Origin of the sequence: Streptomyces spectabilis, from assembly GCF_008704795.1 — a bacterium.
Classification (GTDB): domain Bacteria; phylum Actinomycetota; class Actinomycetes; order Streptomycetales; family Streptomycetaceae; genus Streptomyces; species Streptomyces spectabilis.
Genome location: NZ_CP023690.1, coordinates 5,343,578 through 5,355,919 on the forward strand (window position 1 = coordinate 5,343,578; position 12,342 = coordinate 5,355,919).

Annotated in this window: 9 protein-coding genes; 5 read left to right on the forward strand and 4 right to left on the reverse strand. The window is 76.2% G+C overall.

All coding sequences use genetic code 11. The features are described from left to right. Nucleotides 1–63: 63 nt before the first annotated feature. Entirely contained in the window at nucleotides 64–828 is a 765-nt protein-coding gene (locus tag CP982_RS23385; RefSeq protein ID WP_150512316.1) for a hypothetical protein, read from the forward strand. 86 nt (nucleotides 829–914) lie between these two features. Here the strand turns inward: CP982_RS23385 and CP982_RS23390 are convergent, their stop codons facing one another. From CP982_RS23390 to CP982_RS23405, 4 genes are all read right to left on the reverse strand, one after another. Continuing rightward, nucleotides 915–2,129 carry an RICIN domain-containing protein gene (locus CP982_RS23390; protein WP_150512317.1) on the reverse strand — a complete coding sequence of 405 codons (1,215 nt, stop codon included), beginning with the start codon at nucleotides 2,127–2,129 and terminating at the stop codon, nucleotides 915–917. 144 nt (nucleotides 2,130–2,273) lie between these two features. Beyond that, nucleotides 2,274–2,918 (reverse strand): LuxR C-terminal-related transcriptional regulator, encoded by a 645-nt coding sequence (locus CP982_RS23395; RefSeq protein ID WP_150512318.1) that lies wholly within the window; start codon nucleotides 2,916–2,918, stop codon nucleotides 2,274–2,276. Continuing rightward, the gene (locus CP982_RS23400) at nucleotides 2,882–4,135 is read right to left on the reverse strand and encodes a sensor histidine kinase (protein ID WP_229878966.1); all 1,254 of its coding nucleotides are present in this window, start codon (nucleotides 4,133–4,135) and stop codon (nucleotides 2,882–2,884) included. The genes CP982_RS23395 and CP982_RS23400 overlap by 37 nt, the downstream gene beginning before the upstream one ends. A gap of 107 nt (nucleotides 4,136–4,242) precedes the next feature. Then, the gene (locus tag CP982_RS23405; RefSeq protein WP_150512320.1) at nucleotides 4,243–5,160 is read right to left on the reverse strand and encodes an alpha/beta fold hydrolase; all 918 of its coding nucleotides are present in this window, start codon (nucleotides 5,158–5,160) and stop codon (nucleotides 4,243–4,245) included. A gap of 79 nt (nucleotides 5,161–5,239) precedes the next feature. Between CP982_RS23405 and CP982_RS23410 the strand changes: the two genes are divergently transcribed. From CP982_RS23410 to CP982_RS23425, 4 genes are all read left to right on the forward strand, one after another. After that, on the forward strand, nucleotides 5,240–8,788 hold the full coding sequence (locus CP982_RS23410; RefSeq protein WP_212669198.1) for an ATP-binding protein: 3,549 nt from the start codon (nucleotides 5,240–5,242) through the stop codon (nucleotides 8,786–8,788). A gap of 91 nt (nucleotides 8,789–8,879) precedes the next feature. Further along, on the forward strand, nucleotides 8,880–9,266 hold the full coding sequence (locus CP982_RS23415; protein ID WP_150515659.1) for a hypothetical protein: 387 nt from the start codon (nucleotides 8,880–8,882) through the stop codon (nucleotides 9,264–9,266). A 93-nt stretch (nucleotides 9,267–9,359) separates the two neighbouring features. Then, nucleotides 9,360–10,184 carry a response regulator transcription factor gene (locus tag CP982_RS23420; RefSeq protein ID WP_150512322.1) on the forward strand — a complete coding sequence of 275 codons (825 nt, stop codon included), beginning with the start codon at nucleotides 9,360–9,362 and terminating at the stop codon, nucleotides 10,182–10,184. Between the two features lie 97 nt (nucleotides 10,185–10,281). Further along, nucleotides 10,282–12,261 carry a sensor histidine kinase gene (locus CP982_RS23425; protein ID WP_150515660.1) on the forward strand — a complete coding sequence of 660 codons (1,980 nt, stop codon included), beginning with the start codon at nucleotides 10,282–10,284 and terminating at the stop codon, nucleotides 12,259–12,261. Nucleotides 12,262–12,342: the final 81 nt, after the last annotated feature.

Below are 12,342 nucleotides of genomic sequence, written 5' to 3' on the forward strand. Positions count from 1 at the left end.
CCTGTCGTACGGCGACGGCGCGACCCGCGCCGGCCGCCGCGTACCCCTGCCTGAAGGAGCGCCATGACCAAGCACGCGTACGGACCCGGCCCGATCAAGGGCTACGACGTCGGCCCCCTCTCCATGGAGGCCGCGTTCACCTCGGACTTCCCGCTCGCGGACGGCGTCGGGCTGCAGGAGATCGTCGACAAGCAGGAGGTGGAGCGGCGCGTGATGGACGCGCGTCCCGGCATGTACGCGAAGTACATGCCGAGCCGGTTCGACCCGCTGGGCGGGCGCCACCACACCGGTGGCCGCTACCTCTTCGAGACGTGGGCCGACGTGCTCGACTACGAGCGGTTCACCAGCCAGGAGCTGGAGTTCGAGCCGGGCGTGAAGTTCTGGAGCCGTCCGTTCTTCCTGGACGTGGAGCGGTACGTGTGGCGGGTCGCGGGCGCCCACAACTTCGCGCCGCTCGACACGCACCACGTCAGCCGCTTCGAGCGGCTGCGGTACGAGGGTGACGCCGAGGCCGCGCTCGACCGCGCCTGGGCGCGCGTGCGGGACGAGGCCGAGAGCCGGGGCCTGGGCGGCGCCTGGCTCCTGCACCAGCCCGAGCACCGCCTGATCGGCCTGCACACGATCGCCGCCGCGGCCGACGAGCTGGCCGGCCCCTCCTGGCTCGGCCCACTGCTGCCCGCCGCGCTGCGCGCGGAGCCCGTCTTCGACCGGGTCAGCGCGCTGCTCTCGCTGTGGCTGCCGAAGTCCCGCCACGCGGGCGGCGCGCCCTCGGCGTACCCGATGTCGCCGCCGCTGCCGCTGCCCACGGTCGCTCCGCAGGAGGTGTAGGCCCGCGCGGTCAGCGCTCGACCTGCCCCGGACGGGGGGCGCGCCCCGCACGCGCACGTGCTCGGCGCGCGCCCCCCTCGCGGGTCCTACATCCACACCCCGGTGAGGAAGGAGTAGGCGTCGGTCAGCTTGGCCGGGCCCTGGACGAGTTTGCCCTCGCTCACGATGACGAACTCCTCGCCCTTGACGAGGAAGAAGTGCATCTCGTCGTCGACGGAGACGGCGGTGGCCGTGTCGAGGTCCGTCCGGAAGGCGTCCGGCGCGTGCGGCAGGCGGAGTTCACCGGTGGGGCGCAGGGAGCCGTCGGTGACGACGATCGCCTCGCCGGTGAAGAACGCCACCGTCTCGCCCTTGGCGTCGGCCACGGTGGCCGCCTTCACCGGCAGCCGCTCGCGCAGCTCCCGCGGCAGGATCCGGGGCGTGTCGCTCGCCGACCGCTCGGAGAACTCCAGGAGTTCGTCGCGGATGAGGGCGGCGTGGGTGTGGCCGCTGCCCCGGCGCGCGGTCAGGACGTCCTCGTAGTCGGTGCGGAAGCCCCGGGGCGGCCGGGTGAACTGCTCGCTGATCTTCTTCGGGCCCGCCTCGATGCCGTGGCGCTGGGAGAAGCGGATGAACTCGTCCCCGCGGAAGCCGTCGAACCGCAGATAGGGGGCCTTGGGGTCGGTCACCACCTTCGCCATCGTCTCGAAGACGCCGCCGCCCGCGTCCAGGACGCCCTTGGCGAGGCCCGTGAGACCGCTGAGGGTGGCGGCGATGGCGCCGCCGTGGCCGGAGACGACCGACGCGGTCAGCGCGTCGAAGCCCTTCGGCTCGCCGCGCGCGGGCAGCCGCTCCAGGCGCCACGCCTGGGTGCCGCGGTCCTCGCTGGGCCGCGGCTCCGCCTGCTCCAGGACCGCGTTCGCCTCGCGGCGCTCGGCCTTCACGGCGAGCGCCTTGTCGCTGTAGCCGTTCGTCAGCGTGTACACGTCCTCGCTGACCTGCTGCGGGCGCCACAGCTGCGAGGCCAGCAGGTCGTCGCGCGTCTCCGCCGCGCACTGCTGGACCGCCGCGCCCGCGCGGCCGCGGCCCGCCATGACGTCCATCAAGTACGTGCTGTGCACGTTGCGCAGCGTCCACGCGCCCTCGCGCGCGCTGTGCGGCCGCACGTGCCACAGCTGGCCGTGCCGTGCGGCGCCGTCGCCGTGCAGCTCCTCCAGTACGACCTTGGCGCTCTGCTTCGCCCCGGCCCCGGGCTGCACGGTCGCGTACAACCCGCTCGCCTCGTTCTTGATGAGGTAGATGCCCTCGGATAACGCTGCCACGTCGGCCTCCTGGTGCGTCGGGCTGAAACGTCGGGGAGGGTGCGCGGGTCAGCCTAGAAGCGCGGGCCGTGATCCCGATACGGCATGGTTTCGGACGTTATTGACCCCGCAACCAGAGGGGGTGCGCCCGGAGAGGGCCCGGTGTCAGCGGTCCAAGTACGCCAGGACGGCCAGGACCCGGCGGTTGGCCGTTTCCGACGGGGGGAGGTCCAGCTTGGTGAAGATGTTGCCGATGTGCTTGGCGACGGCCTTCTCCGTGATGAAGAGGGCCTCCGCCGAGCCCGCGTTGGAGAGGCCCTGGGCCAGGCACTGAAGGACCTCGCGCTCGCGGGGGGTGAGGGCGGCGAAGGGCTCGTCGCGGGACCTGCCCGTGACGAGCTTGGCGACGACCTCGGGGTCCATGGCCGTGCCGCCGTCCGCGACGCGCTCGATCGTCGCGATGAACTCGGCGCCGTTGGAGACCCGTTCCTTCAGGACGTAGCCGACGGCTTCCGAGCCCGTCGTCAGCAACTCGTGGGCGTACAGGGGCTCCACGTACTGGGACAGGAGCAGCACCGGCAGGCCCGGGACCTCGGTGCGGGCGGCGACCGCGGCCCGCAGGCCCTCGTCGGAGAACGTGGGCGGCAGGCGGACGTCCACCACCGCCACGTCGGGCCGCAGGCCGGTGAGCGCGCCGAGCAGGTCGGGGCCGTTGTCGACGGCGGCGACGACCTCGTGGCCGAAGGCGCCGAGGAGGCGGGTGACGCCGTCCCTCAGCAGGAAGTGGTCTTCGGCGAGGACAACGCGCACGGGACCTCCAGGGTCATCAGGGTGGGGCCGCCGACGGGGCTGCTGACGGCGAGGACGCCGTCGAAGTGGGCGAGGCGGCGCTCGATGCCGCGCAGCCCGGTGCCGCGGGCGGCATCCGCGCCGCCGTGGCCGTCGTCGGTGACGGTGACCCGCAGGGAGCCGTCCTCGTGCCGCAGGTCGATCCAGCCGCGCCCGGCCCCGGAGTGCTTGGCGGCGTTGGCGAGCAGCTCGGAGACGGCGAAGTAGACGGCCGACTCGACCGGGGGTTCGGGGCGGGCCTCCAGGTCGGCCACCACCTCGGTCCGCAGCGGGCTGATCATCGCCAGGGAGCGTACGGCATCGGCCAGGCCGCGGTCGGCGAGCACCGGCGGATGGATGCCCTTGACCAGGTCGCGCAGCTCCTTGAGGGCGGCCGTCGAGGACTGCCGCGCCTCCACGAGCAGGTCGCGCACGGCGTCGGGGTCGGACTCCAGGAGGTGCTCGGCGGCGTCGAGGGTCATGCCCATCGCGACCAGGCGGGCCTGCGCGCCGTCGTGGAGGTCGCGCTCGATGCGGCGGATCTCGGCGAACCGGGTGTCGGTGGCGTCGGAGCGGGTCGTCCGCAGGTGCTCGACGCGGGCCGCGAGCAGTGCGGCCTCGTCCGGCGCGAGCATCACGCGCAGATAGCGGGCGTGCCGCCGCACGACGTACGGGCCCGCCCAGAACAGGGCCAGGGGGAAGGCGAGCGCGGCGAGCACGCCCGCGAGGCCCGCCGACGCCGTGTCGTAGACGGGGATGAAGAGGTACCAGAGGCTGCCCCAGTCGTCCGAGAGCCGCGGTCCGAACACGGCGGTGGACAGGCCCCACACCCCGCTGAGCAGGAACAGCGTCGGCACGAAGGCCAGCATCCCGCCGACGTACGGGTCGACGGCGACCCAGCGCCAGTCCCTGCGGACCTGGCTGTCCCGGTCCAGCAGCTGGGCGCGCAGGTCACCGGCGGTCTCGGCCGGCGGGTAGGCGACGGGGACGTCGACGCCCGACCACTCCAGGGCCAGCGCGCGCTGCCGGTCGGCGAGCGCGCGGGTGGCGCGCACCGCGCCGGGGAGCAGCCGCGGACCGAGCCGGGTGGTGAGCGCGGCGTACACGACGCCGAGCCACGGCGACAGGCAGAAGGCGCGCAGCGACAGGCGCCAGAGGGTGAGGGAGCGGCGGAAGCCGGTGGGGCCTATGCGGGTCATGGCGGTCATTATCGAAGGCGGGGCGGCCCGGAGTCGGTGGTAAAAACTCCCCTCTTCGGGGCGCGGGCCGGCCCGTCGGGTCGTACGCCACGGGCCGTACGCCTCGGTCAGCGCAGGAGCAGCGCGCGGATCGCCTCCGTGACCGTGGCCGGGGACTCCTCCGCCATGAAGTGGCCGCAGGGCACCGTCCGGTGGACGAGGTCCGGCGCCCACGCGCGCCACAGGCCCACCGCGTCGAAGCCGAGGGCCGTGCCCCAGTCCTGCTGGAGGACCGTCACCGGCATCCGCAGCCGCCGCCCGGCGGCGCGGTCGGCCGCGTCGTGCTCCACGTCCGCGAAGGACGACGCCCGGAAGTCGGCCACGATGGAGGGGACGGCCTCCCGGCACGCCGTCAGGTACGCGGCCCGTACGTCGGCCGGGATCGCGCCCGGGTCCTTGGCCCACAGGTCCAGGAAGTGCCCGAAGAACCCGTCCGGGTCCGCCGCGATCATCCGCTCCGGCAGGCCGGGCGGCTGCGCCATCAAGTACAGGTGGAAGCCGACGGCCGCGCCCGTGCCGCGCAGCACGTCCCACATGTCGAGCGTCGGGAGGACGTCGAGGGACGCGAGGTGCGTGACCGCGTCGGGGTGGTCGAGCCCCGCCCGGATCGCCACGAGGGCGCCCCGGTCGTGGCCCGCGAGCGCGAACCGCTCGTGCCCGAGCGCGCGGGCCAGGGCCACGACGTCCGCCGCCATGGTCCGCTTCGCGTACGTCTGTCCGTCGGCGGCCTCGGCCGGTTTGTCGCTGGCGCCGTAGCCGCGCAGGTCCGGGACGATGACGGTGTGGTCGGCCGCGAGGGCGGCAGCCACGTGCCGCCACATGAGGCCGGTCTGCGGGAAGCCGTGCAGGAGGACGACGGGCGTACCGGACGGGTCGCCGCCGACGGCCGCGCTCAGCCGGACGCCGTCGGCGACGGGGACGCGGTGGTGGGTGAAGCCTTCGATGCGGGGTGCGGCGGGCGCGCCGCCGTGGGTGCTGGGGTTCATGCGGCCAGCGTGCGGGGCGCGAATCAGCGGTGGATCAGCGTGCGCTGAGCGGCCGGGTCCCTACGGGTACGTTGAAGGGGTGCCGGAGGAGGAAGGGGCGACGTCAGGGGCGGGATCCGTGCCGGTGGCGTTCCGGGTGCTCGGGCCGCTCGGCGCCCGCGACGGGCAGGGGCGCGACCTCGACCTGAAGGGTCCGCGGCACCGCGCGGTGCTGGCCCGGCTGATCGTCGCCCGGCGCCGGACGGTGCCCGTGAGCTGGCTGGTCGACGACCTGTGGGACGAGCCGCCGCCGACCGCCGTCGGCACCATCCGCACGTTCGTGGGGGCCCTGCGCAAGGCCCTCGAACCCGGCCGGGCCCGGCGGGCGCCCGCCCGTCTCCTGGTGACGGCGGGGCCCGGCTACGCGCTCCTCGCCGCGCCGGACGCGGTGGACGCCTGGCGGTTCGAGAGGGCCGTGCGGGAGGCGGGCCTGCTCCTCGACGGCGGCGGCCCGGTGACCGGGGCCGCGCTCGCCGCCCTGGACGAGGCGCTCGGCCTGTGGCGGGGCCCGGCCTACGCCGAGTGGGCCGACACCGACTGGGCCCGCGCGGAGGTGGCACGCCTGGACGGCCTGCGGCTGCTGGCCGTGGAGCGCCGCGCCCGCCTCGCCCTGGCCCTCGGCCGGGCCGCGGAGGCGGCCCTCGATCTGGAGTCCCACACCGCGGCCCACCCCTGGCGCGAGGAGGCGTGGGGCCTCCTCGCCCTGGCCCTGTACCGGGCGGGCCGCCAGGGCGACGCCCTCGCCGCGCTGCGCCGGGCACGCGAGACGCTGGCGGGCGACCTCGGCGTGGACCCGGGCGAGGGGCTGCGCCGCCTGGAGACGGAGATCCTGACTCAGAGGGTGCCTGCGGCGGCTTCCGCCGCACGGGACGTGGCGGCTTCCGCTGGGCGGGACTCGGTCGCCTCCGGCGTGGGGGACGCGGCTGTCCCTGCCGTGGGGGAAGCGACCGCCTCCGGCGTGGGGGGCGCGGCTGTTCCCGTCGTAGGGGACAAGGCCGCTCCCGCCGTGCGGGACACGGTCGCCCCCGTCGTGCGGCGTGATGCGGCGGCCTCCGCTGTGCGGGACGTGACGGCCTCCGCCCCGCGGGACACGGCGGCCCCCGTCGTACGAGACGCGGCTGTTCCCGTCGTGGGGGACGCGGCCGTCCCCGCCCCTCAAGCCGCAACCGCCCCCTCCGCGCGGAACGCCGTCGTTCTGTTCGGGCGGGGTGTCGAGGTCGGTGCTCTCGAAGGGGCCGCGCATGCCGCTGTGCGGGAGGGCCGGTTCACCCTCGCTCTGCTCTCCGGGGAGGCGGGCGCGGGCAAGACCGCGCTGGCCCGTGAGCTCGCGGGGCGCCTCGGCGCGGTGGGCTGGACGACTGCCTGGGGCCGGGCGCCGGACGGCGGGGCCGTCCCTGCCGGGTGGCCCTGGGTGGAGGCCCTGGGGGAACTCGGCCTGCCCGTAGGGGAGTTGAGCGCCGGTCCGGGTGACCCCGCCGCGCTGCGGCTGCGGCGGCGCCGGTGGGTGGGCGAGCGCCTCGCCTCGCTCGCCGCGCGCGACCGGCGCCCCCTGCTGCTCGTACTCGACGATCTGCACTGGGCCGACGAGGAGTCCCTGGACCTGCTCGCCGGGCTCGCGGCGGTGCCGCCCGCGGCGCCCGTGCTCGTCGTGGGCACGTACCGCGACACCGAAGTCCCGCCCGGCCTCGCCGCGTTCCTGGGGCGGGCGGCGCGGGCCGAGCCGGTGCGGGTGCGCGTGGCCGGGCTCGCCGAAGGCCCCGTACGGGACCTGGTGGCGGCCGTCTCCGGGCGGGACGTCGACGCCGCGACCGCCCGCGCCGTGCGCCGCCGCAGCGGCGGCAACCCCTTCTTCGTGCGCGAACTCGCCCGTCTGTACGCCGCGGAAGGCGCCGCGGCCCTGTCCCGCGTCCCCGTCGGCGTGCGGGACCTCGTCCGCGCCCGCCTCGGCGCCCTCGGGCATGAGGCGCGCACGGTGCTGCGGCTCGCCGCCGTCGTCGGGGCGGAGGCGGACCTGGACGTGCTGTGCGCGCTCGCCGGGGACGAGGAGGCCGTCCTGGACGCGGTGGAGGCGGCGACCGCGGCCGGGTTCCTCGTGCCGCCCGCGGCGGAGGGGCCCGCCGCCGAACAGGTGCGGTTCGCGCACGCGCTGGTCCACGAGACGGTGTACGACGACCTGTCGCGGCCGCGCCGCGCCCGCCTGCACACGGCGGTCGCCGAGACCCTGGAGCGGCTGCGCCCCCAGGACGCAGTCGTCGACGCCCTCGCCCACCACTACGTCAGCGCGGCCACGCGCGCGACGGCTGCCCGCGCCGTCACCCACGCGAGCCGCGCCGCGCGCCGGGCCGAGGCCTCGGGGGCGCCGCACCGGGCCCGGCGGCTGTGGGGCGCGGCCCTCGACGCGTACGACCGCGACGCGGCGGACCGGGACCCCGCCGAACGCCTCACCCTGCTCATGGGCCTCGGCCGCGCCCTCGCCGTCACCGGCGGTCTCGCCGAGGCCCGGCGGTACCGGGCCGAGGCGCTCGCCGTCGCCGAGGCCGCGGGCGACCCGGACCTCACCGCCCGTGTCGTCGGCGCCTTCGACGTGCCCGGCATCTGGGCCCGCAACGACGACGAGGAGCTGTCCCGGCGCGTCGTGGCCGCGGCCCGGCGGGCCCTCGGCGCGCTGCCCGACGACGGGACGCGGGAGCGCCGGGCCACCCGCTGCCGCCTCCTGAGCAGCGTCGCCATGGAGACGCGCGGGGACACCACGGGCGCGGGCGCCGAGGCGGCCCGGCAGGCGGAGGCGCTCGCGCGGGGCCTGGCCGCCGGGGGCGAACACCCGGACCAGGACGCCGCGTTGCTCGCGTACGCCCTCAACGGCCGCTTCCTGCACACCTTCCACCGCCCCGGGCTCGCCCCCGAGCGGGCCCGCGTCGGCGCGGAGCTGGTCGTGCTCTCCGCCCGCCACGGGCTCGTCGGCTTCGAGGTCCTCGGCCACCTCACGCTGATCCAGGCCCACGCCGCCCGCGCCGACTTCGCCCGCGCCGACGCCGCCGCGGCCGCCGCGGACCGGCTGGCCGAGCGGTACGGGCTGCCGCTCGTGGGCGTGTTCACGTCCTGGTACGCCGCCCTGCGCACCGCCGTCGCCGGGCGCGCGGAGGAGGCGGAGGCCGCGTACCGGAGCGCCGCCGGGCGGCTGCGCGGCAGCGGGATGAGCGGGATGTCCGAGGAGGGGCTGCTGCGCCTCGCCCTGGCGTGCCTGGGTGCGGCGGCCGACGCCGACGTGCCCGACGCGGGGCAGCTCCTCGACCTGCGGCTGTGCCTGCGCGCCCGCGCCGCCGCGCGCTCCGGGGACAGGGCGGCCGCGGCGGACGCGTACCGCCGGTTGCTGCCCGCCGAGGACGAGCTGGCGGGCGCGGGCAGCGGCCTCGTCGCGCTCGGGCCCGTCGCCCAGGAGCTCGGGGACCTGGCCGTGGCCCTGGGCCGTCCCGCAGCCGCCCACTACCGCGCCGCCCTCGCCGTCGCCGAACGCGCCGGGGCCCCGCACTGGACGGCCGCCGCGCGGGCCGCGCTCGCGGCGATGCGAGGATGCGGCGATGAACTCTGAGCCGGTGGTGGCGAATTCAGCGGGTACGACGGCGAATTCCGTGCCCGCGGCGACGGACTCCGCCGCGCCGCACGTGACGTCCGCGCCGCCCGTGACGTCCGCGCCGTCCGTGACGTACGTACGCTTCGAATCGCCGCAGCGCCACGAACGCGGCCACTTCCCCGGTGTGTTCGCCCTCGCCAACGGGCTCGCCAGGGCCGGGCGGCTGACCGCGGCGCAGCAGCGCTTCTGGCGGGCGGGCAACGACTGGTTCGACGCCGCGTACCCGACGCCCGACGCGGCCTTCTACGACCCGGAGCGGTACCCCGGCGCCGTCTCCTGGTTCAAGAGCACCGCCACCCACCTCATCGAGCGGGTCCCCGGCCATCTGGAGCTCCTCGCCGCGCACGGCGTGCCATGCCGGGAGGTGCGGTCCGCCGATCCCGGGCGGGTGATCTACGAGGACGAGGTCCAGGTCGTCGTCGTACCGCACGGCTGAGAGGTGCGGGCCGGGCAGCCGCCGGTTATGAGGATCCTGTCAGGGCGCCGACGCGCCGACCGGGATCGGACGGCCGCCGCCTATGCTCGGCGCATGTGCGCATTTGTCCTGGTCGCGGAGGACGACGAGAAGCAGGCCGACCTCATCCGCCGCTATCTGGAGCGCGAGGGGCACACCGTCGGCGTCGCCCACGACGGGCGCACCGCGCTGGAGCGGGTCCGCCTTCACGACCCCGACCTGCTGATCCTCGACGTGATGATGCCGGAGATCGACGGGCTCGGCGTGACCCGCGTGCTGCGGTCGGACCCGGCGCCCGGGGCACCGGGGACCGGGCGCGGCACCGGCACGCTGCCCATCCTCATGCTCACCGCCCGTTCCACCGAGGACGACCTGCTGCTCGGCCTCGATCTCGGCGCCGACGACTACCTCACCAAGCCGTACAGCCCCCGCGAGCTGATGGCCCGCGTCCGCACGCTGCTGCGCCGGGCCAGCGGGGCCGCGCACCGGCCGCCGCCCGAGGGGGACGCGCAGGTGCTGCGCGCGGGTGGCCTCGTCGTGGACGCGCTGCGGCACGAGGTGACCGTGGACGGGCAGCGGGTGGAGTGCACCCCGGGCGAGTTCGAGCTGCTCGCGGCGATGGCGGCGGAGCCGGAGCGGGTGTTCACGCGCCCGCAGCTGCTCGACCGGATCCACGGCTCGTCGGGGTACATATCGGTCCGCACCGTGGACGTGCACGTCCTGAACCTGCGCAAGAAGATCGAGGAGAATCCGCGCACGCCGCAGCGGCTCGTCACGGTCTTCGGGGTGGGCTACAAGCTGGTCGCGTACCAGGGTCCGGGCGCGGCGCCCTCCGCCCTGCCGGCGGCCCGGAGGCGGGGCCCGGCCGCGGGGGAGACGGCGGGCCGTCGTGGGGCGTAAGGCGGGGCGGCGAGGCGACGGTCCGCGAGGCGGCGGTCCGCACGGCGGCGGTTCGCCCGGCGACGGCCCGCCCGGCGGCGCCCCGGTCCGCAGCCGCATCCCCGTGCGCAAGAGCCTCCTCACCCGGCTGCTCGCGGTGTCCGTCCTCGTGTCCGTGCTGTCCATCGCCGCCACCGCCTGGCTCGCCGCGCAGACCACGTCCGGGGCCATCCGGCAGGAGCAGGGGCAGGTGCTCGCCGACGACGCGCGGATCTACGACCGCCTCCTCGGCCTCGCCGCGGGCGCCCCCAACTGGCGCGGCGCCGACCGCACGGTGCGCGAGCTCTCCGCGGAGACCGGGCGGCGCATCGCCCTGACCACCCAGGACCGCAAGGTCATCGCCGACTCGGCGGCGGGCGAGCACGGCGCGGTGCCCGGCTCCCGGCTGCCCGCGCGGGCGTCGGCGGTGGTCGACCCGCTGGCCGTGGACTCGACGCTCGCCGCGGGGCGCGACGACGACACGGCGGTCGGCGTCGGCGCCGGTACGCGCCTTGGCACCGGCGCGGCCGGCGGCAGCGGTACCGGCACCGGCACCGGTGCCGTGGACCGCATCGATCCGCGTGCCGTGGGGCCGTTCCGGCTGCCCCCCGAGGAGCGGGCGCGACTGCGGGCGATGGCGGAGAAGCTCGTCGGCTGCGCCCAGGACACCGGCGTGTCGGCCAAGAGCGTGGAGGGGCCGAGCGGACGCACGTACTTGGAGACGGTGGGTGACAGCGACGAGGTCGTCGACTACCGGTGCGGGGCCATCGCCCTGAACGAGCCGACGAAGACCGAGCGCAAGGCGCTCGACAAGATCAGCGAGCTGGCCGACGCGTGCATGCGCCGCAAGGGCACCAAGCCCGTGAAGCTGGGCCTGACCATGTCGCGCGGCGGTGCCCCGTGGCTGTACGCGGTCGCCGGGCCGCCGCCGAGCAAGAAGCCCTCCGAGGAGGCCGCGTCCGGCGGCGTGGTGCCGTCCCCTGCGCCGTCCGTCACGGGCTCCGCCGCGGCCGCCGACCCCGTCGCGGCGCTCGCCGCCAACTGCGTGGACAGCGCGCGCCGCGAGCAGCTCGGCCCGTACGTCTCCTCGCCCGCGCTGCTGTTCATCACGAGCCCGGACGGCAGCCGCCCCTCCGAGAGCGGCTTCCGGCTCTCCGGCGCCAACACCGCGAAGCTCGTCGGGCTCGCCGCGGCCGTGCTCGCCCTGACCGTCGCCGTCACGGCCTTCGCCGCGACCCGCCTCACGCGGCCGCTGCGGGCGCTCACCACGGCCACGCAGCGCATGAAGACCGGTGAGGCCACCGAGCCGGTGCCCGCGCGCTCGGCGGGCGAGATCAGCCAGCTCGCGGCCGCCTTCAACGACATGGCGGCGCACCGCAAGGCACTGGAGGAGCAGCGCAAGGCCATGGTCAGCGACGTCGCGCACGAGCTGCGTACGCCGCTGTCGAACATCCGGGGGTGGCTGGAGGCCGCCGAGGACGGCGTCGTCGCCACCGATCCCGAGCTCGTCACCTCGCTCCTGGAGGAGGCGCTGCTCCTCCAGCACATCGTGAACGACCTCCAGGACCTCGCCGCCGCCGACGCCGGGACGCTGCGGCTGCACCGGGAGCCCGCGTGCGCCGCCGACCTCGCCGAGCAGGTCGTGGCCGCGCACCAGGCGCGGGCGGACGCGGCGGGCGTACGGCTCCGCGCCCGCGCGGAGGGCGAGCCGTGGCTGACCGCCGACCCGCTGCGGCTGCGGCAGGCCATCGGGAACCTCGTCTCCAACGCGGTACGGCACACGCCCGCCGGGGGCAGCGTCACGGTCACCTCCCGTGTCGACTCGGGGCGGGTGGCCATCGAGGTCGCCGACACGGGGACCGGGATCGCCGCGGCGGACCTTCCGCACGTGTTCGACCGGTTCTGGCGTGCGGACAAGTCGCGTACGCGGGCCACGGGCGGGAGCGGGCTCGGGCTCGCGATCGTGCGCAACCTCGTGCAGGCACACGGCGGCACGGTCACCGCCGAAAGCGCCCCGGGCCGGGGCACCACCTTCACCCTCCACCTCCCCATCACGTGACGTGCCGTTTTCAGCCCGTCCGGCGTTCGAGGACAAGCGCGTCAGCGCGGTGTTCGAAGGGGCCCACACTCCGGAGGGGAG

Bases quoted from the DNA above. Each gene is read 5' to 3' on its own strand.
- CP982_RS23400 (WP_229878966.1), bottom strand. From the start codon at position 4,135: ATGACCCGCATAGGCCCCACCGGCTTCCGCCGCTCCCTCACCCTCTGG.
- CP982_RS23420 (WP_150512322.1), top strand. From the start codon at position 9,360: ATGTGCGCATTTGTCCTGGTCGCGGAGGACGACGAGAAGCAGGCCGAC.
- CP982_RS23405 (WP_150512320.1), bottom strand. From the start codon at position 5,160: ATGAACCCCAGCACCCACGGCGGCGCGCCCGCCGCACCCCGCATCGAA.
- CP982_RS23385 (WP_150512316.1), top strand. From the start codon at position 64: ATGACCAAGCACGCGTACGGACCCGGCCCGATCAAGGGCTACGACGTC.